We start from the raw sequence: 26148 nt of genomic DNA, 5'->3' as shown, positions 1-26148 counted from the left end.
GCCAAAAATTGACAAAAGTTCAAGGCAGTTTTAAGTTGCTGCTCAAGAAGTAGCCTTTAAAGTACCCACTATCCATTCAATCAATGACTTGGCTGCTTCTCTAGACTGCCATACTTGTTGGATCACCTTTTTAACTCGCTGTGCTTGCTCACGGCTCATCAGCTTAAGAAACACCTTCTCTCGGTTCTGAAGTTCTACGTTATCGCTGTTCTCAATTTCCCGAATCACCCACCACTCCATCATAGAAGAGGCAAAAGAATAGACCTTTTTTTCTTGCTGTACGGTGTGCTTAACCATCCCTCTCTCTTCTAGATCAATCAGCTCTCGACTCCGCTGGCTGAGAATTAAGTCAATATCTACCAGAGCGTACTGTTCTTTTCTATTTAAACGACCTTCCAAACGGCATAGAGCAATCAGCATCAAAAGGAGTTGTTCTACCTCAGTTGACCACTTCCATGCATTATGGAAGAACTGCTCGCTCCGGCTTTGAAAATCCCTTGTAAATGCCTCAAGGTCTGGTGTTTGTTGAGCAGCAAGAGTGTCATACAACAAATATCCTGCAATTTGAAGCAGAGCAGGATGTCCACCAGTAATCTCTAAAACCCCTTTTCTTAGAGTGGGTGTAATAGGCAGGTCAAACAGAGAATTAATCTCGTTGTTAGAAAATGGTCTAAGTGGTAGGAAGAGATAGTGGTTGTACCACGGAGAGCCGCCTGGAGGGAGTTTAGGCCCTAGTTCATTTAAACGCCGGAATGACATCACAATAGTTGACAGGTATCGACCTTCCTGACTGTGAACTGCCAAATCCCGAAACTCGCTTAAGAATGTTAGCATCTCCGCTTCTGTGTACTGATCGTTGGGATAGAGGGCCACATCGTAGTCGTCTAGCAACAGTAACAAGAATTGGTTCTGCTGCCCAATTTGTCGCAATACCCGACGTAAATCTCCCTTTTCTACTGTTTCCTCTTGCAACAACTGCTCAATAGCAGTCTGTAAAGAGCCATTATCCTCTGCCTGCTCTTTCAATAGGCTAAGTACCTCTCTCCAAAAGAAAGAAGGCTTAAAAGGATAGATCCCGGAACAGTTGAGATAAACAATAAATGCTTTTGATGGCTTAAGTCCTCGCATCTCCCAAGCTTGAGGCGAAGCTAAATACTGTAATAGAGAGGACTTGCCAATACCTGTGCTGCCATAAAACGCCGCGTGACCACACTTGGAAATCTGATCAAATGCAATTTTGACTTCAGAGGTGCGTCCTATAAAGGATTCTAAAGGAACGCGACCTCCAACAAAAAAAGGGTTTTGCGATACCATCGTGACTTGACTTGCCTAGAGAAATTTGGGGAAGGAGCCTGCTTTGTCTATAAGCAGAGTTTATCTGATTGAGATTAGCGCGATCGCTTCATCACACCAAGCCACCCCATCTTTATAATGCTCTCGACTATTCATCCTGTACTTGCTTATAACGAGAGTTTAATCCCAGGCACCTCTTTGTCGGAGAGAATTGAGCTAGCGAAGCGGGAAAACCTGGCGTTAGAAGTAGCTAACACGGGGAATTTTCCAGTTGAACTGTATCGGCAATGTCAAGTTAGCACTGTGCAAGCTTACGCGATGCATGAGTTTCGTCCACTGCACTGCGATCGCTACCAACTTCAAGAAGCTTTCGCGTCTAAGAAACTGTTTCACCGACTCGCGCTTGGCTGAACCCACCTAAACTGATAAGGTTCACCTTTTGACCCCCAAACTTGATTCCCTGCGGCATCAAAAGCCCGATCTAAGGTGTCCATTCCAGTAGAATGCAACACAATTCGATTTGTTACTTTCACTGCGCCTTTGTAGTCGCTGGGACAACCTGCCTTCGGTGTCTCGCCGATGTAATTCTCACCGTCAGGTTTTAAAAATACGCTGCATTTAGCAGCACCAATATCGGTTAATTTGATGACACGCTTTGCTTCTGGTTTGCTACATAGACCAATCAACGCTTCTGGTGTTGGTGGTTTAAATGATTGCGATTCTATGCTTTGGTTATCAGCACTGGGGGCAATTTTTAGGAATCTCTGCCGATAGGGTTTGGCAAGATTCTGGGACATCGCTTGTTCTTGGTAGAGGAAAACTACCTTGGGATTTTTTTTAGTATTTTCTACGCTGACTTTGCAGGTAGTCATTCTCACATTTGGGGCTTTGGGGTTAGCTTGCGCTTGTGCAGAAGTATCCATTACTCCGACTAAATGCGACACTACTTCCCCAACTTGTTGCTGCATTGGCACCAATGTTTGTATATTCGGCGCTGGACGCGAATAAGCCGCAGTGCTAGTTGAGGAAAAAAGAGCGATCGCTATCAAACTCCTAATTCTTGTATTCTTCACAATAGTCTCCCAGTGCTAATCAAAAACATAACGTTCGGCAACGCGCCAGTACCGAGAAAAGCGCTTAAGGTCAATATATCCGTCGTATTTCACAAATGGCTCAACAGGTAACACTTCGATAGGCAGCGATTCCTCAATTTGGTCGCAAATGCCGTCAAAACGGGGGCTAGGACTTTCTGCTGTAACGATTCCATCGGCATTATGTTCCTTGGCAAAAGCGATAACTTCAGCAGCGACATCCCCGCGTCGAATCGTTACTGGAAGTTCTAGCAGACACTCATAAATAAAAGTAATCCGCTTCAGACTCATCTGCCACTCTTCAATCAAAGCATCATCCCAAACCCATATTGCAGGGCTTTCAGGGTAGGCTTGCAATACGGGATTTTCCGGACTTAAAACATCTCCATGCACCCAAATAATCGGCTGTTTCATTAATTCAAGACTCACGCACTCAAAACTCACGCACTCAAAAGCGCACTCAAAAGCGCACTACCGACGCTTCTTTCCGCGCTGAAAACTCTTACTACCGCCACTTCGATCGAAGCTTTGAGCTTTAGGAAACAATCGCTTCTCTAGTTCATCGTAGCTGCCCTCGAAGTCACAATGACCATACAGGGGGCATTGGCGGCAATAGACGCCATCCGTATAGCGTTCTAAGTTCTCCCGATTGAAGAAATAAGGCTTTTGGCTAAAGGTGCTGGCAACCCACTGCCAGGAGAGATTATTGCTGGCTGGATCGCCATCCAGTAAGTGTTGCAGAAACCATCTTGCCCCGACTTGCCAACGAATCCGCCGCCAGTGAACTAAGTAAGCGGCTAGCCACATTCTCCCGTGGTTGTGCAGGTAGCCAGAGGTGTGCAAGTCGCGGCTAAAACTATCAATACAGACCATGCCGGTGCTACTTTTATCAACATCTTCCGGTAACTTTTCGGCATAGTCTTGGGCTATGTAGCCTGTCTTGTAAGGCTCTTGGTCTTCCCAAATGTCGTTTCCCAGTTTGGCATAGAGACGCTGCCAGTAATCGCGCCAGCCGAGTTCGTTGATGAGTTTTTGTGCGTCATCTCGGTTTTCCACTTTGTCCAGCACAGCATCCCGCACTTCTGCCAAGCTCAAGACGCCGTAGCGGAGATAGGGCGAAAGGCGCGTGACTGCGCCACTAAAAGAATTGCGCGTTTTGGCGTAACGGGCGGGATCTACTTGACTTAAGAAGGCTTCTGCGGCTTTACGTCCTCCTACGGTGGTAGCGATCGCGTCATCGCGTTCGGTGACGGTAGGGAATTGTTCGCGGAGATAGGTAATTAAATCGTCGCGGCTGGCAAAATCTCGCCGCATATCTCGATTATTTGGCGTGGCGTTCATCGGTTAGCGATCGCTCAAACTGATCGTTCCAAACTTATCGAGTGTAACAAGTGAGCCGTCTTATCGCGCTCTTCAAAAGCAAAAAAGCCGTTTTCTTTGAGAAAACGGCTTTTTCGGAACTTATTGGATTGGTAAGCTCGCTGGCGAAGGTAAATCTTCTTCCAACATCGGTGCGGGTGCTTCTTGTCGCTCCAAAAATTTACTCAAGGCGTAAGCCATATCCCCTCTCGTCATCGGATTTAGGGGATTCAGATTGCCTTGTTCATCGGGATTAGCAAATCCCTCGTAAAGTGCAGTTGCCATCGATTTTTTAGCCCAATCCGGTATATTCCCGGAATCTGGATACTTCGCAAGAATTTTAGCAACGGTGTCATTCGGAAACTGAAATACACCGTGAGCTTGGGCAAAGATAGATAAAGCTTCAGCGCGATTGATTTTTTGGTTGGGGAAGAACATATCTCCCCGATATCCCTTCATAATGCCAGTTTTTAAAACTGTCTGAATGTCGTTATATGCCCAGTGGGAAGAAGGTACATCTTGAACTGAAATAACTTCTTGTTTGGTGGCACCCGCTCGTTTGTCCAGTTTAAAAGTTTTGACCAAAATTGAGGCAAGTTCTGCACGACTGATGAATTGTTCTGAACGAAACTGTCCATCAGGATATGCAGTCATTAATTTGGCAGCAATCACCTGTTCGATGGGGTCAGATGGGGCGTCTGAAGCAGGTTGTGTTTGAGCAGAAACAACTGCTGGAAAACATTGTAGAAATCCCAATAGAGAAAGAGTGCCCAGGATCTGACGCATAATTAAAATCACTTTTCAGTTGCTAACTTCACTGTATAAACACTGGAACCAAATCTTCATCGCCCATTCGGGTCAATCCAAGCGGGGATGTTGGCAATAATGGTGACGAATCTGGAGTTTGCAAAGTTGCAACCAGTGCTAAGACCGTGGATGCTTCCGAGGAGCCGTTGCAAAAAGTGGCATTCGCTGACGACGATCCCGGCTAAGAGCGCATAGGAAGAAGGCGATCGCAACAATCAGCCTAGACACTCCCAACCTAAACAATCGGAACCTCTCAAATTATTAACTTCCTTAGAAATCGCCACATTCGCTTCTGATAGCTGTGTCATAATTACGATCCTTAGATATCAAGTTCTTAACTAGGTGTAGCTCACTCACTTTATTTTTATGAACTTTCACAGCGAAAACAGAAATTCCTACTCCTAAGCTGGTGAACTAGGATGAGAAGGGACAACTGGGAAAAGGGGCAAGATCAAGTCTCAAAAAAGGCGTACACCCACTTCCTTTATCTGCCATCCCTGGTTTGTTCGGATTGCGCGATCGCTTTGGCGTCTGCCGCAGTTAGCGGCTACTCGCTCTAGCATATGACCGCAAGTTAGCGGCTACTCGCTCTAGCTGCTCCCGTTAACTGCAACTGCTCGCGTAGCAGTTGCATAAACTCATTCAACCTGCGTTCGTTCTCTCACACATGAGCAACTTTCCAGACTTATCCAGCCACGGTTATCAGGTCGTCCGAGAATTAGGACACAACCGCGCCGGTGGTCGAGTAACCTACCTGGCGCTCAATCTGAAAACTCGGCAACCCGCTGTCATTAAACGGTTTCAGTTTGCTAAAATCAACGCCACCTGGTCAGACTACGACGCCTACCAGCGCGAAATTCAAGTGTTACAGGGACTGAATCATCCCGGAATCCCCCGCTACCTAGATTCCTTCCAAACATCCGATGGCTTTTGCATGGTTCAGGAGTATAAAAAAGCACCGTCTTTAGCCGTACCTCGTAGCTTCGACCCGGATGAAATTAAGAAAATTGCCGTCTCTTTATTAGAAATTCTTGTTTATCTGCAAAATCGCATTCCCACCGTTATCCATCGAGATATTAAACCCGAAAATATCTTGGTCGATGGCAACATCAATGTTTTTTTAGTTGATTTTGGTTTGGCTCGAATTGGGGATGGGGAAGTGACGATGAACAGCGTGGCGAAAGGAACTTTAGGGTTCATGCCGCCCGAACAATTATTTCATCGCCAACTCACTGAAGCCTCAGATTTATATAGTTTGGGAGCAACGCTGATTTGCTTATTAACTGGCATCAAATCTTCTGAGATTAGCCAGTTAATTGATGATGATTATCGAATTAATTTCAAGCATCTCGTTCCCAAGCTCAGTCTGCGGTGGATTGACTGGTTGCAAAAGATGGTGGAAATCAAACCAAAAGACCGCTATCCTAACGCAGCGATCGCCTTGGAAGCTCTCAAGCCTATCTATGTGATTCGCGTACCCGAAGCGAAGCTGAGTAAACCCATCCTAGAATTTAAGGCAAGAAAATTAGGTGAAAGGGTGACTCAAACAATCGCAGTTACGAACTCGATTCCTGATACCCTTCTGGAAGGAAATTGGGAAGTGGCACCCCACGAAAGCGATCCCCCCCATACACCAGATACTCACACTTGGATTTCTTTTGATTCCGTTAAGTTTGAGAACAATCAGGCGAAGTGTAAAATCAATGTGAATACCAGCCGGTTGATGGCAGATAAGACCTACGAGCGACATCTGTTATTACACACAAATTCTCTGCCAGAAACTCACGATATTACTGTTAAGATTCAGACTGCCCCGGTTCCGATTACGAACAAAAAACTACCTTATATCGCGCTCGCTTTACTGGTGACACTTGCTGCCTCGGCGGCTTGGATTGAGGGAATCGCTTGGGGCGGAACGATTGCCCAAGTTGGGGCGATGGGTGTGGTCATGGCTGGGTTTATCACGCTGTTTGTCGCTGCATTTGGTGTGGCAGCAGCGGCTACGGCGGCGGCTGGGGCTGTGTTTGTCGCTAAGCTTCTATCCAGGTATAAAGTTAAGTTTGCGGGTATAGACACGGTTGTAGCTTTGTTGGTTGCGGGAATTGTCGCTTTTTTTGTGACGGGTTTTGGCGAGCAATTTAGAGCGGCAAATTCGGCGGCGGTTGGGTTTGAAGCGGTGGATTTTGCTGTATTTATGGCTGGTTTTGGGGCGCAGAGTCTGGCAGTTAGTTGTTTGAAAAGAGGATTTAGTCCCAATCTCGCGATTGGGGTGTCGCTATTAGCAATGGCGTTAGGCATGACTTTAGGAGTTGGCTTCCAAGTTGGATTGCTAAATCCTTTGGTGATGGGCGCTGTTTTGGCAGTTGGTTTACCTTTGGGAACCATCTTGTTTTATCCCCCTTTTGAGCGGGCAAGGTTAATTGGTAACTATCGCAAGTTTGAGCAACATTTGATTAAGCCGTAGTCAGGCAATTTGGCTCACGCCGCGTGCAACTTTTTTTAGGGAGTTTAGGCAAAGGCTTTCAACCTGTCAAACAGGTTGAAAGCTTTAAGGTAAGAGATTTATCTTCAGGAGCGGGGACGGTTTCATTCACACACCAAGGATATTCATGCCGTGAATCCTGGCAATCATCCGATTTGTTCAGGCTGGTGGTAATCTCTTTGGCTAAAGAATAATCGGATGTTTATACAGATATCTCAGGATTTTGAGGGCGATCGCACAAAGCAGAAATATGTTCCCAGATATTTGTGCCAAATTAATCTTCCAGTCACTCCGGCAATCGTCCCAAAACTGCCTCCGATAGGACCTAAAATATTTCCGACTCAATTGTTTGAGTCATTCTATAGCGATCGCGCAGTTAATCCTGCTTTAAGGTGTAAGCTTAAGGTGCTTTCATCCAAAGCGATCGCACTTCTACTCTTTGCCATAGTCCGGTTGTCCGTCAGCATCAAAAAAATTTCGCAGCCCGCTTTTGTTAATCCCTCTTATCTAGAGCTACCAGCCGAATGCTACTGCATACAGCTTTAAGCTCATCCTTTCATTGATTAACAGTTTTTTTTATCACTCCAACTTTTACTAGCCTTGTTAGGATACAATTGTCGGCTGAGTAAGAACTACCAGATGCTGCCTCTCGATAAGCGAGGAAATAGTCTACACTGCAAGGACTCGCTTCTGGGAGCGGCTAATACACCTGCCTCCAAAACAACCTTATTACCACTCTCCTACACGAGCCTCTTATGGAAACTAGACAATACACAGAAGATATAGATTTTAAAAAATACTGGCTTATCCTCAAACGGCGTTGGCTACCCGCCAGTACCGTCTTTATATTTACAGTTGCACTCGCCGCCGCATTTGCGTTCTTAAAAAAGCCTACCTACGAAGCCGAAGGGAGGCTTTTGTTTAAGAAGCAAAATACGACTTCTGCTTTAGTCACAGAGGCGGGAGCAAAAATCGGACAGTTGGAACCGCTCAATGTCTTGAATACTCCTCTGGATACAGAAGCCGAGATAGTCCGTTCTGAGCCTCTGATACAAGAGACGATAAATTCTCTAAACCTAAAAGACAAAAAGGGAGATCCCCTAAAACCTGCTGATTTCCTAAAACAGCTTACGGTAAAAGGGATCAAAGGAACCGATGTTTTGCAGATATCCGTTAAAGGCAAAGATCCCCAGGAAGCTGCAAAGATAGTCAACAAACTGATGGATTTGTATCGCGAGAAGAATGTACTTAATAACCGCGCTCAAGCAGCGGCGGCTCGCGAATTTATTAGTAAGCAGCTACCGAAGACTGAAGCCACTGTTCGTCAAGCAGAAGCCGCTTTGCGTAGTTTCAAAGAACAGAATAACATTGTAGCTCTAGAAGAAGAAGGAAGCTCAGCCGTAAAAGCGATCGCAGAGCTAGACAGCAAAAAAGCGCAAACTCAAGCTGAACTTGAAGATGCAACTGCTAGAGTCGCCGCCTTCCAAAGTAAGATAGGACTGAATTCACAGCGGGCTATGGCTCTAAACTCGCTCAGCCAATCTCCCGCAGTTCAGCAAGTGCTGATAGAACTCCAAAAAATTGAAGGCGAGTTGACAGTTGAGCGCACCCGCTTTCAGGATGAAAACCCCAAAATAATTAATCTCGAAAGCAAACAAGCGGCATTAAAAGCTTTACTACAGGAACGGGTAGGAGAGATTGTTGGCACCAACCAACAAGTATCCGAAGCAAATTTACAAATTGGGGAACTTGAACAAAAACTGACCGCAGAGTTAGTCAACGCAGAAGTGCAACGCTTAGGTTTGGCTAATCAAGTGACTTTTTTATCTCGCGCTCAGGAGGCGTACAAACAAAGAGCGAACATTTTACCTAGATTGCAACAGGGTCAGCGGGATTTACAACGGCAAGTAGAAGCCGCGCAATCTACCTACCAAATTCTTTTGAAAAATCTTCAAGAGGTACAGATTGCGGAAAATCAAAATGTAGGCAACGCTAGTTTAATTTCCGCCGCTACAGTTCCAGAAAAGCCCGTAGGTACTCGCAAGCTAATAATCATAGCTGCCGGAATTGTTGCAGGCAGTCTACTTTATGTAATTACTGCTTTCCTTGTAGACCTGAAAGATCCAACTATCAAAACTGCCAAGGAGGTGCGGGAGTTATTTAAATATACTGTCCTGGGAATGATTCCTTCTTTGAAGAAAAAAGTTACTTTTCGCAGTAAGAAACTAGAAAGAATTCTTCCGCAGCTTCCTGTTAGAGATAATCCACATTCGGTTATCAGTGAAGCTTACCGTATGCTTCAGGCAAACTTGAAGTTTCTCAGTCCAGATCAAGAGCTGAAAGTCATTGCGGTGACAAGTTCTGTTTCTAAAGAAGGCAAGTCTACAGTTTGTGCCAACTTGGCTATCGCTATGGCTCAACTAGGAAGACGAGTTTTATTAATAGATGCGGATCTGCACCATCCCATGCAGCATCATATTTGGGACTTGACTAATGCAATTGGTCTGAGCGATGTCATCGTTAATCAAGCTGAGTTTGAGATGGCTGTGCGAGAAGTGATGGATAACTTGGATGTGCTTCCTTCTGGGGTGATTCCTCCTAATCCATTGGCTCTTGTTGACTCAAAGCGGATGGCTGGATTAATTGACAATTTTTCTAAAGACTACGATTTTATAATCCTTGATACGCCTCCAATTGTTCTGGTGGCAGATGCTCTGGCAGTAGGCAAGATGACTGATGGTATGTTATTGGTAGTTCGCCCAGGCGTGGTTGATACTGTCAGCGCTGCTGCTTGTAAGCAATTTTTGGTGCAATCAGGTCAGAAGGTCTTGGGCTTGGTCGTCAATGGTGTGATTGTGGAAAACGAACCTGATAGTTATTTCCACCATGCCAAGGCATACTACAAGGAAGATGCCAGTACGCCAAAAATGCTGACAGCGAAGGCTCCTAAAAATAGCGATCGCGCTTAAACAAGCATTAATCGATTACTTCTCTAGCTCGAACCATAAGCGTACCGTTGTAAGGACGTTCTATACGCTTATGGCGAATCCTCTTCTCCTAACCGTGTTCGGGGTAGGAGAATTTTGTTATGGGAAAAAGGCGAGTCCCCTTTCCGTGTAGAGAAGACCGCTGATATACACTTGCTTAAATGCGTTACGTTGATACCCCTCACCAATAGGACAACTAAGCAAATTCGCTCTTGCAGGCTGCTACTGCGGATCGGCAAAGAAATATCTTCTAGTAGAGAATATTAAATAAAATTGTATTTTTGCATAGTGGCTGTCAAATTACACTTTTAAATACAGACTTCATTAGCAGTTTATATCCGATGCCTCGGAAAGTTAATTGTAAAGTACGAAAGTACAATTTATACAATCAAGCGGTTTTACGTATAAACTCAGTTCGCATCTTCCATAAGGAGTATTCATAATTCCTACTTTTGATAGTAGTAATAGGCTTCGGAAAGTTAATCGTAAAGTACAATTCATCCAACCAAGTAATCTTACGTATAAACTCAGTCCGCATCTTCCATAAGGAGTATTCATAATTCCTACTTTTGATAGTAGTAATAGGCTTCGGAAAGTTAATCGTAAAGTACAATTCATCCAACCAAGTAATCTTACGTATAAACTCAGTCCGCATCTTCCATAAGGAGTATTTTATAACTCCTACTTTTGATAGTAGTAGTAGGAGTAACGAGTTCTCTTCTAGAGTGGTATTAGATTTAGTAAAAGCTTAGGAATGGCTGGGTCAGGGTTTTTCGGGTTTGGGAGAAATTATTGGGCAGTGTTAAAATTGAGCCATTTTTTGCCTTCATAGCGTCTTGAACCTCATTATAAAGTTGCCATGAAGTCAAGTGGGAAATTTGAGAACTTTCTGTAAAATCTGGCAAATTCAATTTACTTAAGTAGGGTTTTACAGTAATCTAAGCAATTATGAGGAAGAGAATCTCAGACTCTCAAGTCAGCTAAGCAATCATGCTGAAATAAATCTACTGACAGACTGCTTAATTAATCTTTGCCACAACAAAAAAACAACCAATACACCTAGCTATATATAGGTATTGTTATGCGTAAACCTGTTTTGACTATCTTCTACCAGTTCAATCCGAGTAGCATTAGCATCGGGGGTATACAAACAGTCATACGCACTTTTGTTAAATACGCTCCTAGCGAGTTTGAAATCCGGCTGGTAGGAACGGAGAACGATCCATCGCAACCCATAGGAGTATGGAGAGACGCCCAGTTGGCAGGCAGAGAGATCCGCTTTATGCCCTTGTTTTTTATAGAAAACGATAACTTTAAAAAATTAGTACCAACCACTATTAAATATACGGCTGCCCTTTTGGGTCGGAATTTGAGTTCGGATTTCATGCACTTTCACAGGCTGGAACCCACACTTTTTACTCGCAACTGGTCAGGAGAAAAGACTCTCTTTATTCACAACGATATTCAAAAGCAAATTAATTCTGCGGACAAAAAAAATGCGATTCTGTGGCAACGTTTTCCAGCAGCATATTTTGCTATCGAACGCTATCTTGTAAGTCAGTTTTCTCAAATCTTGTCGTGTAATACTGAATCGGTGCAACATTACCAGCAGCATTACCCAGAGATAGCAGAGCGCATTTCCTACGTCAAAAACACAGTAGATAACGAAATCTGCTACCCATTGACCTTAGATGAACGAGAGAAAGGTAGGCGCACACTTGCACAGCAGATGGGTTTAGCGGAAGATACACGCTTTATTCTATTTGCTGGTCGCCTTCACGCCCAGAAAGACCCCGTCTTGCTAGTCCGCTCCATTGCTGCCCTGAACGATTCAACTGTTCACCTCCTCATAGCAGGCGATGGAGACTTAAAGGATAAGCTACGTTCTGAGATTTCCCGCCTTGGATTGTCCGGACAGGTAACGCTGCTGGGACCATTAGCCCAGGCAGAACTTGCACAGTTGCAACGTGTATGTAGTGTTTTTGTACTAACGAGCGCCTATGAAGGTCTTCCTATGGTCGTTCTCGAAGCACTTGCCAGTGGTACGCCAGTGGTGACAACCCAATGCGGCGAAACTCCAAACCTACTCACTACTGATAGTGGAGTGGTGTGCGAGGAGCGATCGCCAGCCGCAATTGCAGATGCCTTGCGGAAGGTACTGCACAACGGTGGAGATTATCCAATCGAGGCGTGCGTTAAAGCTGCCAAACCTTACAGTGCCAAGACTGTCGTGGGTGATATCTACAGCGATATGCTAAGCCGCTGGCAACAGCGGAATTTGTCTACTAGCCAGATTAATCAAAAAACTTTTACCGGGGTTTCGCCATGAAAATTGCCGTAATTGGAGCAAAAGGGTTGCCTGCTAAACAGGGTGGTATCGAGCACCACTGTGAAGAAATTTATTCACGGGTTGTAGAACAGGGTCATGAAGTGGATTTGTTTGCCCGTTCCTCATACACTGGAGATGTTTCGCTCAGCCACTATAACGTTCATGGTGTGAAGGTTGTTTCCATACCCAGCTTGAATATCAAGGGAATGGATGCTCTGTTGAGTTCGGCGCTGGGAGCGATCGCTTGCAATGCGAAGCGTTATGATATCGTTCACTTCCATGCTTTAGGACCAGCCCTCTTTACTTGGCTACCCAAAATTGCTTCCTCGGCAAAAGTTGTTGTTACCTGTCATGGCTTAGATTGGCAACGTGCCAAATGGAACAAAGCTTCTAGCGACCTAATCCGTCGCGGCGAACGTGCTGCTGTCCGCTTCTCTGATAGCATGATCGTCGTCTCAGAGGAACTGCGCTCATACTTTAAGGAAACTTACGGTAAGGAGACAATTTATATTCCTAACGCACCCTCAAATATGGGTGATTCAGACCCTACTTTTAGCTATGGAACTTCGCTAGGTCTGGAACAGGGACGCTATATTCTATTTTTAGGTAGACTCGTACCGGAAAAGTGCCCTGACTTACTCATCAAAGCCTTCCAAAATCTTCAGCAAGAAGGATGGAAACTCGTCATGGTGGGCGGTACCAGCGATACCAATGAGTTCACCTCGGAGATCACCGAGATGGCGGCGAATAACAAGAACATCATATTCACAGGTGAACTTAGAGGTCCCCGTCTTGCAGAAATCCTTCGGGGTGCGGGATTGTTTGTACTTCCTTCTGAGTTGGAGGGATTACCTCTATCAATGTTGGAAGCAATGCAGGAAGGTGTTCCCGTACTCGGTAGTGACATTCCCGTGCATCAGCAATTGATTGGCAAAAACCGAGGGATGCTTTTCCAGGTAAAAAATGTAGACTCTTGCCTCCGCAGCTTGGAATGGGCAATCAATCACCAGAATGAATTGGCGGTAATGGCTAAAAACGCCCAGAGTTATGTGCAAGCACACTATACCTGGAACCAGATTACTAGCGAAACATTGGAGTTGTACAGAACACTCACCGCCCTTGCTCCACTAGACAACGAAAACGGCAAACGAATTCCAGTTCCATCAGACCTAGTCAAGGCTTAAAAGCGCTGTTGCATTTCTAAATTGTCAATATAACTTAATATTTTCCTGCCAGGTGATAGGGGCGCACAAATAGCTGTACGCCCCTACTATTTTTTGTCTTTATATTATCTTTATATTTTTTTTACACAAAATAGCCATGAACACTCACTTCACCAGTGTTATAAGCGCGACACACATATTTACATTCAATTACGTATTTACTAGCAGCATTTAGCAGCATTCAGTTAAAAAAACTTAGCTTTCAGGACAAAATCAGAAAAACATCCTTTAATTTATTTGTAGAAAAATATACTTAAAGCGTCCCCGTATGTTTTCGGGTTTATAAAGGAGTTCTTTACAAAAAATTCAAAAAATTCACTGATGTCAAAACCATATAGTGTTTCATATCCTAGAGGGGTAAACAAAACTATTTACCAAAATGAACGCCTTTATCAAGAAACTAATTTCTACAAGCGTCATGTTTCTCTTCACAGCTGCTGGTTTCGTAGTATTGGCATTTTCGGTAGTCTTGATGACGGTTGAATCCCTCGTCTCGCACGTGTTGTCACAAGTAACAGCACTACAAAATCATTCTTTAACAGAACGTGTTACTAGCGTGAAACAACCGTTTTCTGTTAAAGGCTAATGCCTTGGTACTTTTCGGGTAAATTTCACCAGTATTCAGGGGCGAATTGCGTGTACGGGCGCGGAAGATAAAGCAGCCTACTCCTTGGAATCGTCAGGAGTTCCGTAGTAGATGCCCCTGCCATTGGTACCAACGAAAACCAAGCCAAACTGTTGCCAACTCGCCTCCATCGCATTTGGCTGGCTAGCGATGGATTTTGGCTAGAACCAATGCTTATCCAAGTTTTGCCTCTGTCGAGAGAACGGAAGATTCCCTCGCCCATACCAGAAATTTTTCCATACAAATAAAGCGCTGGAGTTGTCCTTCCGGTCTGCGGTTTCCCAAAAGTAAACAAATGCGCCTTTTCTACTGAAGGCAGCTTAGCGAACGTTTTGCCACCGTCTGTGGAGTTAAATAAACCTTCCTAGTCTAAGCTGAACCTGACTTCAGTTTTCGCATCTGGAACTGTTTTCAGCGCATACGAATAGTAGTCACTCTTAATATTGGGAATCGATGAGTTGACAATGCTAAAGGCTAAAGGATGCACCTTGGTCAGTGCTGCGGTAAACTTTGCTGTCGCTGTAATAGTAAAAAGTATTTCCATCTACTTTATTCGCCACCAAGGGCTGATCTCAATACCAGGGGCATTCTGAGCAATTTGGTAGTCCAGACACTGCACTCCCTGAAGCGCCGCCATTAGTGGTGCGTAGGGGTAGAGCTTTACTTACAGCTACAACGAACAAGTTTGGATTAGTTGCTGATATCGCTACGCGCAGTGGTAATTGATGCCGGAAACGACGCAAACTTCTTCCAGGTTAATCCACCGTCTGTTGAAGTTGCTCCTGTAGAAGTTGAGTTCCACCTTGAACCGCCAACGCGGACAAGATGCCAACGCTCTTTGTAAACGTTGGGGAAAAAGAAGCGACTTTCGCCCATTGTCGCGCCTGCATTCGAGGATCTCCACACCCCATCGTGCCGCGAATCAAAGAAAATAATGTTGGAGTTAGCCGGATTGAGAGCTAGTCTTTTTCCCACCCAGCAATGCTCAACATTACTGTCTATCCCTAAGTTTATGTTTAGTTTAGTCCAGTTTTTACCTCGCTCTGTGGACTTAAAGATTGATCCTTTGGGTTGCCGCTGGGAGTATTTACCTGCTGCCATGTAAACGATATTTGGGTTGATGGGATCTGTTGCGATCGCTTCTTCCCCGTAATATGTTTTCTCTTTCATTGTGAAGCTGTCATGTAATCGAATGCAGGTTTTATCTTCGGTATTCCAGAGAGAAAAGCCACCAACGTCGGTTCTGATCTAAACCAGATCCTTTTGTGCGTTGTAAGTATAAACACCTGTAACAAACCCTCTACTGCCTATCGACACGTTAGCCTAGCGACGTAGGAAGTGGGTGCCATCGGTACGGACACAAGATCCGCGCCTACAATCGGCTGTTGGTTGCTACCTATTGCTACTAGCAGTACACCCAAGCATAGTGCCAATAAACACAGGAGCCACAGCCCGATGGAGAAGTTTTAATATCATGATTGCCTAAACACTGGTAAGATTACAGACATTTTGCAGAGAATAATGTAAGTTATCTATTTCATAAAGTTGAAGTTCTAATGAAGAATTATCAAGCCTTCCATAGCTCAATGCCAAATGTGTAAATATTCAGTGTCTTTATAAAAGCTTTAAACTTTGGGGGGGAATTCTCACAAATCCACACTGTTGTCTGTGGTAAATTAAATTTGCTTGCTTAAAAAGAGATTGGCACCCAAGTACGATCGCTTTAACTGTTGCTGAGATATTTTTGCCAATCTGTACTAGCGTTAGTAGCAATTGACTATTTATTCAATGAAATATGCTGACGACCTTAGAAGGCCGTCTACTGATGCAGTAGCGATGAACCAAGGCAAACTAAGGAGAAAAATGTGCTGGAGCTGAGCCACCTGCTCAAAAAATTGATGAGCATTCTACCGATTTTCCCGCATCTTGCGCCGCTAAAGACTCCCAAGCTGCGATCGCTATCTATAAATCTCTTTTTCTGGAAGTCTTCATTGGTAGAACATCAAGGATTTCTCCGTAATATTTGCTACTTTGAGGGACAAGCATGAACCTGAAAACGCAAGTCATGCGGGGAGGAGCCTACCTGGTACTGCGTCAGGGACTGGGAGTATTCATCAGTCTGGCAGGAGTGATGCTAGTTACCAAAGTCATAGGACCGGAGAAATACGGTCTCTATGCTGCCACCATCAGTATATTTTTGTACCTTCAGATGCTCAGCCAGCTAGGCATTGAAGTTTATCTGGTGCGGCGGGAAGGGGAAGAGGAACTCGGAGTATATCACCAAGCTTTCACCCTGCTGTTGCTGCAAGCGTTTACAGGAATGCTTTTAGCTTTTTTGGCGCTTCCCTTAATAGAAAGCTGGGTGAATATCCAAGGGTTTCGCCCGGTAGCGCAAGTCTTGTTTCTGGGACTTCCCGTCGTTCTCCTCAATCAAGTCCCGATGGCTCGGCTAGAGCGCAATCTAGATTACAAGCGGGTAGCTTTAATTGAACTTCTCGGTCAGTTAGTTTACTACGTGATAGCCTTTCCAATGGCTTTTCGGGGAGCCGGAGTTTGGGCGCTGGTGGCTGGATGGTGGCTACAGCAAGTTCAAACTCTAGCACTACTCTACTGGAGTGCCGGATATCGTCCCCGCTTTGCTTGGAATTGGGTTTTAGTTAAGCAGATGCTGGGATACAGCATCGGATTTTCCACCTCAGTCTGGGTGTGGCAACTACGTACTCTGATCAACCCCCTGCTAGTAGGTAGATACGCTGGTGCCGAGGCAGTGGGATATGTAGCCTTAGCCATCCGGATCATCGACATTCTCAGTTTTGTAAAAACCGCAACCTGGCGGATTTCCATTGCCACCTTGGGGCGCTTGCAGGGAGATCGAGAGCGGTTACGGAGAGCTGTCACTGAGGGCATGGGCCTTCAGATATTAGCTTTAGGACCCCTGCTCGTAGTAGTCAGCTGGGCTTTGCCTGTGCTTATTCCATTGGTGTTTGGCGATCGCTGGCTTCCCGTAGTGGCGATCTATCCTTATATCGCCTTGAGCAATCTGACCAACTCCATGTTTAATATGCATTCCTCAACCCTCTACGTTTTGCGGCGGAACTGGGAAGTTACAGTTTTTCACATCGTGTATATGGCTCTTTTTGTAGGAGCAGCATTCGTGCTGTTACCCCGCTTGGGATTAGTGGGATACGGCTGGGCTGAGGTGGCGACTTTAGCGAGTTATATTGTCATCCACTTCTACCTAGTGCGGGACATTGGCAGTCCTGACTATCGATTGGCTGGCTTGTGGTGCGGGACCTTTGGAATAGCTTTGTTTGCCTACCAGTTAGGATGGTGGGTAGTTTTGGGCTTAGTAGTCGTGGCATTGTTGCCCAGTACCCAGCAGAAGCTGAGAGATTATATTAAAAGTATCAAAGGAGTAAAGCAGGAAAAATCATCCGAAGCTTAACGCCACCTTTAACAAAAACTGCATCATCCTAGAAACTTGTCAAAAGTCATTTTCTCCCCCCTCACCCGACTGAAAAGACCTAGACTTGAGTTGAATTCTAGATACTTTTACCACCCTCTAAAGTAGTGAATCCACTCCTAAATTTCGCTGAAAAGAGATTCTCGGTTCTGGCGCTGCTAGTGTTCTCAGGATTATTAAACTTTGCCAGCTTAAACAATGCGTCGGAGGGAACAGCTGGCTACGCTGTTTATGTTCCTTCCGTGTTTGACAAGATTATATCGCTGCTACAGTTGGGAGTCTATGCCGGGACAATTTTCTTGATTATTGCCCGGTTCAAAAGTGTTGTTCGTCCAGCTTTGAGAGACGTTTTCTTATGGGGTTTAGTCGCAACGATTGTAATCTCATTTTTTTGGTCTGATTTTCCGCCTATTTCTAGAAAAGCTGGCATCAATGTGTTACAAACAACCTTGTTTGGACTGTATTTTGCTTCGCGCTATACCTTGAAAGAGCAAGTACGCATAATAGCGTGGGCGCTGGGTATAGGAGCAGTAATTACCGTAATGTACACCCTAGTTTTTCGGGGAGGTGGAATAGAAAGTGGAACTCATGCAGGAGCTTGGCGGGGGCCTTTGTTACACAAAAACCTCTTGTCTCGCCTGATGCTGGTACCAGCATTGTCTACCTTACTTGTGGCTCTGAACGTTCGCAAATATCGTTACTTGGTATGGGGTGTTTGTGGTATTTGCGTTGGCGTGATTGTACTTACAACTTCAAAAACTGCTTTAATCATCTTCTTGACTTTGATAATTCTCTTGCCTTTTTACAGCGCTTTACGGTGGAGCGACAACTTAGCTATTCCCTTCTTCATTACATTGATATTAATCGGTGGAAGTCTAGCTACATGGGGCGTGGCAAGTTGGGATAACTTGCTGTTTAGCTTAGGCAAAGATCCTACCCTCAGCGGTCGTACAGAGATTTGGGATGCTGTAATAGAAAAAATCTGGGATCGCCCTTGGTTAGGCTATGGTTATCAGGGATTTTGGCTGGAGGGAGGGGAGTCGGAATATGTTTGGCGTGTACTTCGCTATAAGGTATACCACGCTCACAATGGGTTTTTAAACTTGACGGTTGATCTCGGCTTTGTAGGGATATTCTTTTTTGGGATTAGTATTATTTTTACCTATTTTAGAGCCATAAAATGGGTGCGTTCCACTAAAGAACCCGAAGATTTATGGCCGATAACCTACGTGACGTTTTTACTAATGTATAACTATACCGAAAGTACAATTGTAGAACCGCACTCTCTGTTTTGGATATTGTATGTATCAGTAACCTTATCATTGAAGCGCCTCCCAATGTCGAATATTAGGTCGTTTGAGACGGAGGAAAGAAAAGAAGGATTAGTTGAAACAACGTAGTAAGGTTAGCAATAAATTTACCAACTTTTTCAAGTAACCCTTCCCTTAACTCCTCCCCAGAGAGCGGGAATTAGGGAATAGAAGTATTTTCAACCTCAAATAAAAATGTCTAGCATAACAATTTTTCTTACTTCCCTATATGGCGGTGGCGCTGAGAGAGTCCTCGTTAATTTGGCTCGTGGTTTTGTCGAGCAAGGCTTAAGCGTAGACTTAGTTTTAGTTAAGGTGGAAGGACCTTATCTGTCTCTAGTACCGCCAGAGGTGAGAATTGTGGACTTGAAAGGTAAGCGGCTGCTATCAAGTCTCCCCGCCTTGGTACGCTATCTGAAAGAAAATAAACCTACAGCTTTGCTTTCGGCTTTGGAAGATACGAATATAGTGGCTTTGTTGGCTCGAAGGCTGGCTGGTGTATCTACAAGAGTGGTAGTGAGCGTACATAACACCCTGTCTCAGGAGGCGCAAAACTCTAAGCAGCTGAAAAGGCGAATTGCACCTTACTTGGTACGCTGGTTTTACCCGATGGCTGATGCAGTTGTTAGTGTGTCTCAAGGGTCGGCTGATGATTTGGTGCATCTAGGATTAGCAAAAGAACAAATCAAAGTTATTTACAACCCAGTTGTTACCCCGGATCTGTTAAAAAAAGCCAGTGAACTTGTGGAACATCCTTGGTTTGAGGCGGGACAGCCTCCGGTGATTTTGGGTGTGGGACGCCTGGAAAAGCAAAAAGACTTTCCTTCTTTGATTCGCGCCTTTGCTCAAGTGCAACAACAGCGTCCGGCGCGGCTGATGATTTTAGGGGAGGGAACGGAGCGATCGCAGCTTGAAGCTTTGGTGCAGGAATTGGGTATAGCATCGAATGTGGCTTTACCTGGGTTTGTGGCAAATCCCTATGCTTATATGGCATCTTCAGCAGTATTCGTCCTATCTTCTTTATATGAAGGATTGCCTACTGTACTCATTGAGGCGATCGCTATGGGAACCAGGGTAGTTTCTACCGATTGTCCTAGCGGGCCAGAAGAGATTTTAGCAAACGGAAAGTACGGTCAGTTAGTCAGTGTTGGAGATGTCAAAGGTTTAGCAGAAGCGATCGCGACTACCTTAGATAAGCCTTCTGACTCGGAAGCACTGCGGCTAAGAGCTGATGAGTTCTCCCTGGAAAAGTCTGTAGCACAGTATCGGCAAGTATTGGGTATTGATTCATAGGCATTGCTGTGTTCTTCCCAAGCTTGCTGCTATAACTGTCACTACTCAAACCAGACGCTCATAACAACACTAAAAGCATGAACAGCAACCCTAAAGTTAGCATCGCCATTAATAACTACAATTATGCTCGTTTCCTATCACAGGCAATTGATAGCGCCCTCAGCCAAACCTATCCCCACGTCGAGGTAATTGTGGTGGACGACGGTTCTACCGACAACTCACGAGAAGTTATTGCCAGTTATGGCGATAAAATTCTCCCGGTACTAAAGGAAAATGGGGGACAAGCTTCAGCTTTCAATGCAGGCTTTGCCGCGAGTAAAGGAGATATTGTTTGCTTTTTGGATGCTGACGATACTTTTGTACCTGAAAAAGCAGAAAAAGTAGTAGAAGCATTAGGCGATCGCCCAGATTTAGGTTGGTGTTTCCATCCTCTTAAATTTGTGGACGAAAAGTTAGTGGAAATAAATGATAAAAAACTTAAAACCAGTCCCGATTTATTCCGCGAGTACGATTTGACACAGTTAACGAAAAGTGGCAGATTCTACAAAAACTTTCCTTACCCCTCTACCTCTGGTCTTTGCTTGAAACGGTCACTCTTACAACAAATTCTGCCAATGCCGGATAAAGCAGGAAGCACTTTGCTCAATGATGCTTTTTTAATTTTTAGCTCATTAGGGCTAAGTAAAGGGATCGTTTTGGATAAGGAATTAAGTCTTTATCGGGTACATGGGAAGAACGCCAATGCTATCGGAAAAGAGACTAAGGGGAAATCAAAAGACTATCAGAAGCGAACCGCCAAGATCAATATCCTTTTAGGCTATTGGATAGGAGTCAAATTCCCATCATTTTATGAGTTTTCTAACCACATGATGGCGACAGGAATGGGTGTGTATCTCCGGAATGGAGAAATGGATGCGGAGTTTAAAAAACTTGTTAAAAATCATCTTGCCACCGTAAAACCGATAGATAAACTAAAAATCTATATGAGAGCTTTCTATAATTTTTTAAAAAACCCTAAATATTAAACTTAAGCAATATAACTTCTCATACACCATCAATTTACTAGGAATGAAATCGGGAATGAACAGAGACTTACACAAATAATTCATTGGGGTTCATCTGTGTTTATCTTTGGTTATAAATTATGAAAATACCAAAATTTATCGCTTTGACTGGTTTGCCTATTGTGGTGGGAATTATTGCTGCGTGTGCCACTAGCAACCAACAACCGCAAACATACAAAAGCCTTGGCATAGCATCTGTAGCCGCAGCACCCATCTACTCGATCGGGGGAAATGGATATCGCTGGGCTAACGTTTCTATAGGTGGAGGTGGGTTTGTTACAGGTGTCTACCCCCATCCTTTAGAAAAGGATCTTGTTTATATCAGAACTGACGTTGGTGGTTTTTATCGCTGGAATGCAGCAGATAAAAGTTGGATTCCTTTAAATGACAGCTTTCCACTTGCCCAAAAAACTTATTACGGGGGAGAAGCACTAGCCGTCGATCCAAAGGATGCGAATATTGTCTACATGGCGGCAGGCAAATACTCCCAGTGGGAGCCGAAGGGGTCAATTTTCAAGTCTAGCGATCGAGGAAAAACTTGGACTAAATTGAAGATAGACTTAGGGATGGACAGCAACTCCGAAGAGCGGTGGGCAGGAGAAAGGTTAGCTGTCGATCCGTCTAACTCTAAAGTAATCTTTTTTGGTTCGCGGCACGATGGGTTGTGGAAGTCGTCTGACGCGGGGGCGACATGGGCTAGAGTTACTTCTTTTTCCCCAAATCTGACAAAAGGAATTGGAATTTTAGGCATTGCGTTTGACAAGCGATCGCCCGGTTTAGTCTACGCGAATGTCTATGGAGATGGAATCTATAAATCTACTGACACGGGTAATACTTGGAGCAAAATCCAGGGAAGCCCGACACAGGCACAGCGAATGGCTGTTTCCAGCAACGGTATTCTCTACGTTACGCACAAATCAGGAGTTAGCAAATATGCTGGTGGAACCTGGAGTAACATCACTCCAGATGGCAAGCCAGCGTTTTTCAATGCCTTGGGTGTTAACCCAACGAATCCCAATCATTTAGTCGTATCTTTAGGTCAAATAACTAGCAAAATCCTCTATAGTTCCTTAGATGGGGGAGCGACTTGGACAGAAAAAAAGGCAAATATAAACCACACGGTTTCTTGGTGGCATGATGCCATGTTTGAATCGTGGGTTTCAGCAATTGAATTTGACCCGAAAGTACCGGGAAAAGTTTGGTTGACGAATGGTTCTGGAATTTGGCAAACAGAAAATATCAACGCCAATCCGGTGACTTGGGCTAACTATCAGCAAGGACAAGAAGAGATAGTCGCTTTCGCCTTAGCTGCACCTCCAAAAGGTGCTGTGTTATTGAGTGGTGTAGCCGATGTAGACGGTTTCAATCACAACAATGGGCTTAATTCTTATCCATCGAAAAGGATGGGCGGTATCGGACCTTGGCCTCAGCATACTTACGGTATTACCTACTCTGAAAGCGACCCGTCGCGGGTGGTGCGGGTTGGTGGTGTGGAGTGGGAACCAATCCACAATGGCGGAACAACTTCGACAGACGGCGGATTGACTTGGAAGAAGTTTGGGTCATTTCCCTCAAAGGCAATGCCGTTGCGCGTAGCTATATCGGCAAATAACCCAAACAATTTTGTCGTGACTCTCAGCGAGGCTCAGCCGATACAGACAACTGATGGCGGCGCGTCATGGAGTAAAGTGTCGGGGCTACCTAATGGGGCTAAAGGCCCCTGGTATTGGGGTGAGCCGTTGGCCGCAGATAAAGTAGATGGCAACACGTTTTACTATTACAGCGAAGGCAAAGTTTATCGCAGTACTGATAGGGGCGCATCGTTTCAGGTTGTTAACTCATCGATTAAAAGCGAGTATTGGGCAGATTTGTGGTGCAGGCTGAAAACAGTTCCGGGTGTGAAAGATGAGGTGTGGCTTAGTCTGGATTGGAATGGTTTGTACCGTTCAACAGACGGTGGCAAGACGCTGACTAAGCTGCCTTCAGTAGAGAGGGCGCATTTGTTTGCCTTCGGGAAACCACCGGATGGCAGCACGACTCCGGCACTTTATCTCTATGGAAAAGTTGCTGGTATGGGCGAGGGAATTTTTCGTTCTCTTGATAGAGGCCAAACTTGGACGAGCATTGGCTCTCAAGAGAATCCTATCGGTGGTGAGCCAAATGTGATGGAGGCGAGTTGGCAGCAGTTTGGGCTGGTGTTTATCGGTACCAATGGTAGGGGCATCTACTACGGAAAACCAGATGGTTCCTCTGGATAGGCGGCTTCATCTTCCACGCGGGCGATCGCACTCCGTCACTGAAAGTTTGCTTTTTCCCGTTCCCAGCCTCCAACTTGAAACGCCTGTAATGAGGCTCAGCCTCATTACAGGCGTCAGCTTTTTTAATTAACTTTGCTTTGTATAGCGTCCCATCAGTTCTACAGCCTCCAAAATATGACCTTGCTACGGATAAAGCTGTAGGGGCACAAAGGTTTGCGCCCCTACAATCGTTACGTTTTATTTGAGTTCCGCGGGAGGCAGAGCCTCAGGGATGACAAGGCGTTTTAAGTCGAGGGAACCAACCGTTTCCGCAAGGATTCGGCGCGGCGCTTGGCGGTGCCATTGTCAGGCTCGTGCTTCAGCGCTTCCTCATAGCTTTCCAACGCCTGAGCAGTTAACTTCTTCTTCTCGTAAACATGACCCAGATTATTGAGCGCCGTGACATAATTTGGAGCTATTTTCAAAGCTTCTTTGTAGTTGCGAATCGCTACGTCGTACTGCTCTTGGGAGAAGTAAGCAAAGCCTAAGGCATTGTAGATAGGCGCGAGGTTTTCCTCTTCGGCATCCTCAGCTTTGAGTGCTTTTTGAAGCAGCGAGATTGCCTGGGTGTAAAGTTTTTTATCTAAATAGATGCTGCCGAGTTCGTAAAACTCTTGGGTTGTGCATTTGTCGTTTTGCACCTTATTTTGCAGCCGGGAGAGGACACTTTCAACTTTGCGGGTTTTGAAAACCTGGCGCACAACTGCCCAACCGGCAACGGCAAGCAGTACCAGCAACAAGGAGAGATAAAAAATTGCTAGAGAGTTATCCATTGCCCTTCAAATACAGAGATTAATTTGCTTTCTCTATTCATTATGGGACGTGATTGCGGCGGAGGTAGCTCGCCACAGGTGCCCTATCGGAAGTTTTCTAAAATCGGTTGGTATCGCTCTGGGGGAGTCCCCAATACTTCACCCGTTCTTGTAGCCAGCCTTCTCGCTTCCAACGCGCGATCACATCATTTACCCGTTGCCGCAATTGATTGTACTGCAACCCTTTGGGCATTACCACGGCTAGCGGCTCCCCCGACAAGCGTACCGGCAGCAGTCGGTACTGGGGATATTCCTGCACCCAGCCGCTGAGAATGCTGGCATCGGCGGCGAAGGCATCGGCGTTACCCGATTCCAGGAGCGATCGCGCCTGTTCGTAGGAATCTACGCCAATTAGCTGAACTTGGGGGATAAGATAGCGCACCGTAGAAATCGTATCCGATCCTTTCAGAACGGCGACTTTTCTCTGTTGCAGATCGTTAAGCCTTTGTAAGGATGCGTCCTGAGTGACTAAAGCGGTGCCGTCTAGGTAGTAAGGAATGCTGAAGTTGACCAAGCGATCGCGCGAAGCATTTTGTGTCACCCTCGCGATCGTCAGATCGACCGTTCCATCCACCACTACCGAGAGCCGATCTCGATTCGCCACCGGCTGCAACTTTACCGCATCGGGTTTATCTAGGAGTTCTGCTGCCAAACGCTGGGCAATGTCAATTTCCAGCCCTTGCAGTTTGCCTTCCCCATCCCGAAAAGCCAGGGGACGGACATTGTCTTTCACTGCAACAATTAGGTAGCCGCGCTCCACAATCTCTTGTAGCTCGGCAGCAACCGCTAAGTTTGGCGTTTTTATACTAGCAAAGAGCCAAAGAAAAAACATTCCCAGGCACCGCCTGGGAACGAGGCTGGCAACAAACGAGTGGCGAGCTTCATTCATCCCACCCTCTGGGAAGGACAAAGCCCTACATCCTTCATCCTTTACCCTTGAGCCTGTGTAGCGAGTTGCAGCACTTTGTCAAAGCCAGCGGGATCGAGAACAGCCATCTGTGCCAGCATCTTGCGATTAATCTGGACATTTGCCTTTTTCAATTTGCCCATCAGCTGGCTATAGCTAATGCCGTGCTGACGTGCTGCGGCGTTGATACGGGTGATCCAGAGGCTGCGGAAATCGCGCTTGCGCTTTTTGCGATCGCGGTAGGCGTTACGCAGCGCCTTCATGACCTGTTGATTGGCTGTCCGGAACAAAGTTGAATGAGAACCTCGGAAGCCTTTGGCTAGTTTGAGAATTTTTTTGCGGCGTTTGCGAGCAACGTTACCGCGTTTTACCCGTGTCATGGCTAATTATTAGTTGTTATTGATCGGTGGTCAGCAGTCATTCGTCATTAGTCATTAGCAATTGACTAGAGACTCATCATAGAAAGCAAATTGCTTCCTTACAAATAGGGCAGCATCAAGCGCACATTTTCTTCATCGCGTTCATGCACCAGAGCCATTTTAGAAATCCGCCGTTTCCGGTCAGAACTCTTGTGCTGTAGCAAGTGACTTTTGAAGGCTTTGCGGTGGACGATTTTGCCGCTGCCGGTGGCTCTAAAACGCTTTGCCGCTGCTTTACGGGTTTTCAGTTTAGGCATGGATGGTCTTTAATTCGACACAATCTATAAAGTTAGCACTATTTATGCTAATTAGACAAGTTATAAATTTCAAATCTAAGGCAGAATCATAGGATTGCCGTTTGAAATGCGATCGTCAGGGAGAGATGCA

The 26148-nt window shown here is 45.3% G+C and carries 23 protein-coding genes; 11 read left to right on the top strand and 12 right to left on the bottom strand.

All coding sequences use genetic code 11. The annotated features are described in order from the left end of the window. Window positions 1–42 precede the first annotated feature (42 nt). Window positions 43–1314, bottom strand: coding sequence for an NACHT domain-containing protein (locus NDA03_RS05615; RefSeq protein WP_348237519.1), 1272 nt, complete (start codon window positions 1312–1314; stop codon window positions 43–45). Between the two features lie 117 nt (window positions 1315–1431). Here NDA03_RS05615 and NDA03_RS05610 point away from each other — a divergent pair, with 117 nt between their 5' ends. Beyond that, a complete protein-coding gene (locus NDA03_RS05610) occupies window positions 1432–1704 on the top strand; it encodes a hypothetical protein (protein WP_348237518.1) in 273 nt (90 codons plus the stop codon). Here the strand turns inward: NDA03_RS05610 and NDA03_RS05605 are convergent. The 5 genes from NDA03_RS05605 to NDA03_RS05585 form a co-directional block, all read right to left on the bottom strand. Then, window positions 1683–2366 carry a chromophore lyase CpcT/CpeT gene (locus NDA03_RS05605; protein ID WP_348237517.1) on the bottom strand — a complete coding sequence of 228 codons (684 nt, stop codon included), beginning with the start codon at window positions 2364–2366 and terminating at the stop codon, window positions 1683–1685. The genes NDA03_RS05610 and NDA03_RS05605 overlap by 22 nt on opposite strands. A 15-nt stretch (window positions 2367–2381) precedes the next feature. After that, window positions 2382–2798, bottom strand: a complete 417-nt coding sequence (locus tag NDA03_RS05600) for a hypothetical protein (RefSeq protein WP_348237516.1) — start codon at window positions 2796–2798, stop codon at window positions 2382–2384. Window positions 2799–2855: 57 nt separating this feature from the next. Further along, entirely contained in the window at window positions 2856–3698 is an 843-nt protein-coding gene (locus NDA03_RS05595; RefSeq protein ID WP_348237553.1) for an FAD-binding domain-containing protein, read from the bottom strand. A 147-nt stretch (window positions 3699–3845) separates the two neighbouring features. Further along, the gene (locus tag NDA03_RS05590; protein ID WP_190430327.1) at window positions 3846–4529 is read right to left on the bottom strand and encodes an S-layer homology domain-containing protein; all 684 of its coding nucleotides are present in this window, start codon (window positions 4527–4529) and stop codon (window positions 3846–3848) included. Between the two features lie 56 nt (window positions 4530–4585). Further along, complete coding sequence (locus NDA03_RS05585) at window positions 4586–4762, bottom strand: hypothetical protein (protein WP_190436328.1); 177 nt, start codon at window positions 4760–4762, stop codon at window positions 4586–4588. A 455-nt stretch (window positions 4763–5217) separates the two neighbouring features. Between NDA03_RS05585 and NDA03_RS05580 the strand changes: the two genes are divergently transcribed. The 5 genes from NDA03_RS05580 (at window position 5218) to NDA03_RS05560 (ending at window position 13532) form a co-directional block, all read left to right on the top strand. Then, window positions 5218–7014 carry a serine/threonine-protein kinase gene (locus tag NDA03_RS05580; protein ID WP_190411459.1) on the top strand — a complete coding sequence of 599 codons (1797 nt, stop codon included), beginning with the start codon at window positions 5218–5220 and terminating at the stop codon, window positions 7012–7014. 216 nt (window positions 7015–7230) lie between these two features. Further along, a complete protein-coding gene (locus NDA03_RS05575) occupies window positions 7231–7578 on the top strand; it encodes a hypothetical protein (RefSeq protein WP_190411460.1) in 348 nt (115 codons plus the stop codon). 209 nt (window positions 7579–7787) lie between these two features. Further along, on the top strand, window positions 7788–10001 hold the full coding sequence (locus NDA03_RS05570) for a polysaccharide biosynthesis tyrosine autokinase (RefSeq protein WP_190411461.1): 2214 nt from the start codon (window positions 7788–7790) through the stop codon (window positions 9999–10001). Window positions 10002–11100: 1099 nt separating this feature from the next. Next, window positions 11101–12348: a glycosyltransferase family 4 protein gene (locus NDA03_RS05565; protein WP_190411462.1), complete on the top strand. Its 1248-nt coding sequence runs from the start codon at window positions 11101–11103 to the stop codon at window positions 12346–12348. Next, window positions 12345–13532 (top strand): glycosyltransferase family 4 protein, encoded by a 1188-nt coding sequence (locus NDA03_RS05560; RefSeq protein ID WP_190411463.1) that lies wholly within the window; start codon window positions 12345–12347, stop codon window positions 13530–13532. Before NDA03_RS05565 ends, NDA03_RS05560 begins: the two co-directional genes overlap by 4 nt. Window positions 13533–14560: 1028 nt before the next feature. Here NDA03_RS05560 and NDA03_RS05555 read toward each other — a convergent pair. Then, window positions 14561–14740: a hypothetical protein gene (locus NDA03_RS05555; RefSeq protein WP_348237514.1), complete on the bottom strand. Its 180-nt coding sequence runs from the start codon at window positions 14738–14740 to the stop codon at window positions 14561–14563. A gap of 146 nt (window positions 14741–14886) precedes the next feature. After that, window positions 14887–15366, bottom strand: a complete 480-nt coding sequence (locus NDA03_RS05550; protein ID WP_348237513.1) for a hypothetical protein — start codon at window positions 15364–15366, stop codon at window positions 14887–14889. An 874-nt stretch (window positions 15367–16240) separates the two neighbouring features. Here NDA03_RS05550 and NDA03_RS05545 point away from each other — a divergent pair. The 5 genes from NDA03_RS05545 (at window position 16241) to NDA03_RS05525 (ending at window position 23584) form a co-directional block, all read left to right on the top strand. Next, window positions 16241–17641, top strand: coding sequence for an oligosaccharide flippase family protein (locus tag NDA03_RS05545; protein ID WP_348237512.1), 1401 nt, complete (start codon window positions 16241–16243; stop codon window positions 17639–17641). A 125-nt stretch (window positions 17642–17766) separates the two neighbouring features. Then, window positions 17767–19059, top strand: coding sequence for an O-antigen ligase (locus NDA03_RS05540; RefSeq protein WP_348237511.1), 1293 nt, complete (start codon window positions 17767–17769; stop codon window positions 19057–19059). Between the two features lie 105 nt (window positions 19060–19164). Then, window positions 19165–20262, top strand: coding sequence for a glycosyltransferase (locus NDA03_RS05535; protein WP_348237510.1), 1098 nt, complete (start codon window positions 19165–19167; stop codon window positions 20260–20262). Between the two features lie 77 nt (window positions 20263–20339). Next, window positions 20340–21287 carry a glycosyltransferase gene (locus NDA03_RS05530; RefSeq protein ID WP_348237509.1) on the top strand — a complete coding sequence of 316 codons (948 nt, stop codon included), beginning with the start codon at window positions 20340–20342 and terminating at the stop codon, window positions 21285–21287. Window positions 21288–21406: 119 nt separating this feature from the next. Next, window positions 21407–23584, top strand: a complete 2178-nt coding sequence (locus NDA03_RS05525; protein WP_190436305.1) for a hypothetical protein — start codon at window positions 21407–21409, stop codon at window positions 23582–23584. A gap of 284 nt (window positions 23585–23868) precedes the next feature. Here the strand turns inward: NDA03_RS05525 and NDA03_RS05520 are convergent, their stop codons facing one another. From NDA03_RS05520 to rpmI, 4 genes are all read right to left on the bottom strand, one after another. Then, on the bottom strand, window positions 23869–24396 hold the full coding sequence (locus NDA03_RS05520; protein ID WP_190413797.1) for a tetratricopeptide repeat protein: 528 nt from the start codon (window positions 24394–24396) through the stop codon (window positions 23869–23871). 97 nt (window positions 24397–24493) lie between these two features. Further along, window positions 24494–25267: a transporter substrate-binding domain-containing protein gene (locus tag NDA03_RS05515; protein ID WP_348237552.1), complete on the bottom strand. Its 774-nt coding sequence runs from the start codon at window positions 25265–25267 to the stop codon at window positions 24494–24496. 98 nt (window positions 25268–25365) lie between these two features. After that, window positions 25366–25722, bottom strand: coding sequence for a 50S ribosomal protein L20 (gene rplT / locus NDA03_RS05510; protein ID WP_190413799.1), 357 nt, complete (start codon window positions 25720–25722; stop codon window positions 25366–25368). Between the two features lie 98 nt (window positions 25723–25820). Continuing rightward, a complete protein-coding gene (gene rpmI, locus NDA03_RS05505; RefSeq protein ID WP_190413800.1) occupies window positions 25821–26018 on the bottom strand; it encodes a 50S ribosomal protein L35 in 198 nt (65 codons plus the stop codon). Window positions 26019–26148: the final 130 nt, after the last annotated feature.

The organism is Trichocoleus sp. Lan, from assembly GCF_039961855.1.
Classification (GTDB): Bacteria; Cyanobacteriota; Cyanobacteriia; order Cyanobacteriales; family FACHB-T130; genus FACHB-T130.
Note: the sequence above shows the minus strand (reverse complement) of the source record. Positions and strands in the feature narration are given on the sequence as shown.

Bases quoted from the DNA above. Each gene is read 5' to 3' on its own strand.
- NDA03_RS05615 (WP_348237519.1), bottom strand. From the start codon at position 1,314: ATGGTATCGCAAAACCCTTTTTTTGTTGGAGGTCGCGTTCCTTTAGAA.
- NDA03_RS05610 (WP_348237518.1), top strand. From the start codon at position 1,432: ATGCTCTCGACTATTCATCCTGTACTTGCTTATAACGAGAGTTTAATC.
- NDA03_RS05600 (WP_348237516.1), bottom strand. From the start codon at position 2,798: ATGAAACAGCCGATTATTTGGGTGCATGGAGATGTTTTAAGTCCGGAA.
- NDA03_RS05595 (WP_348237553.1), bottom strand. From the start codon at position 3,698: ATGCGGCGAGATTTTGCCAGCCGCGACGATTTAATTACCTATCTCCGC.
- NDA03_RS05590 (WP_190430327.1), bottom strand. From the start codon at position 4,529: ATGCGTCAGATCCTGGGCACTCTTTCTCTATTGGGATTTCTACAATGT.
- NDA03_RS05580 (WP_190411459.1), top strand. From the start codon at position 5,218: ATGAGCAACTTTCCAGACTTATCCAGCCACGGTTATCAGGTCGTCCGA.
- NDA03_RS05575 (WP_190411460.1), top strand. From the start codon at position 7,231: ATGTTTATACAGATATCTCAGGATTTTGAGGGCGATCGCACAAAGCAG.
- NDA03_RS05570 (WP_190411461.1), top strand. From the start codon at position 7,788: ATGGAAACTAGACAATACACAGAAGATATAGATTTTAAAAAATACTGG.
- NDA03_RS05565 (WP_190411462.1), top strand. From the start codon at position 11,101: ATGCGTAAACCTGTTTTGACTATCTTCTACCAGTTCAATCCGAGTAGC.
- NDA03_RS05560 (WP_190411463.1), top strand. From the start codon at position 12,345: ATGAAAATTGCCGTAATTGGAGCAAAAGGGTTGCCTGCTAAACAGGGT.
- NDA03_RS05555 (WP_348237514.1), bottom strand. From the start codon at position 14,740: ATGGAAATACTTTTTACTATTACAGCGACAGCAAAGTTTACCGCAGCA.
- NDA03_RS05550 (WP_348237513.1), bottom strand. From the start codon at position 15,366: ATGAAAGAGAAAACATATTACGGGGAAGAAGCGATCGCAACAGATCCC.
- NDA03_RS05545 (WP_348237512.1), top strand. From the start codon at position 16,241: ATGAACCTGAAAACGCAAGTCATGCGGGGAGGAGCCTACCTGGTACTG.
- NDA03_RS05535 (WP_348237510.1), top strand. From the start codon at position 19,165: ATGTCTAGCATAACAATTTTTCTTACTTCCCTATATGGCGGTGGCGCT.
- NDA03_RS05530 (WP_348237509.1), top strand. From the start codon at position 20,340: ATGAACAGCAACCCTAAAGTTAGCATCGCCATTAATAACTACAATTAT.
- NDA03_RS05525 (WP_190436305.1), top strand. From the start codon at position 21,407: ATGAAAATACCAAAATTTATCGCTTTGACTGGTTTGCCTATTGTGGTG.
- NDA03_RS05520 (WP_190413797.1), bottom strand. From the start codon at position 24,396: ATGGATAACTCTCTAGCAATTTTTTATCTCTCCTTGTTGCTGGTACTG.
- NDA03_RS05515 (WP_348237552.1), bottom strand. From the start codon at position 25,267: ATGTTTTTTCTTTGGCTCTTTGCTAGTATAAAAACGCCAAACTTAGCG.
- rplT (WP_190413799.1), bottom strand. From the start codon at position 25,722: ATGACACGGGTAAAACGCGGTAACGTTGCTCGCAAACGCCGCAAAAAA.
- rpmI (WP_190413800.1), bottom strand. From the start codon at position 26,018: ATGCCTAAACTGAAAACCCGTAAAGCAGCGGCAAAGCGTTTTAGAGCC.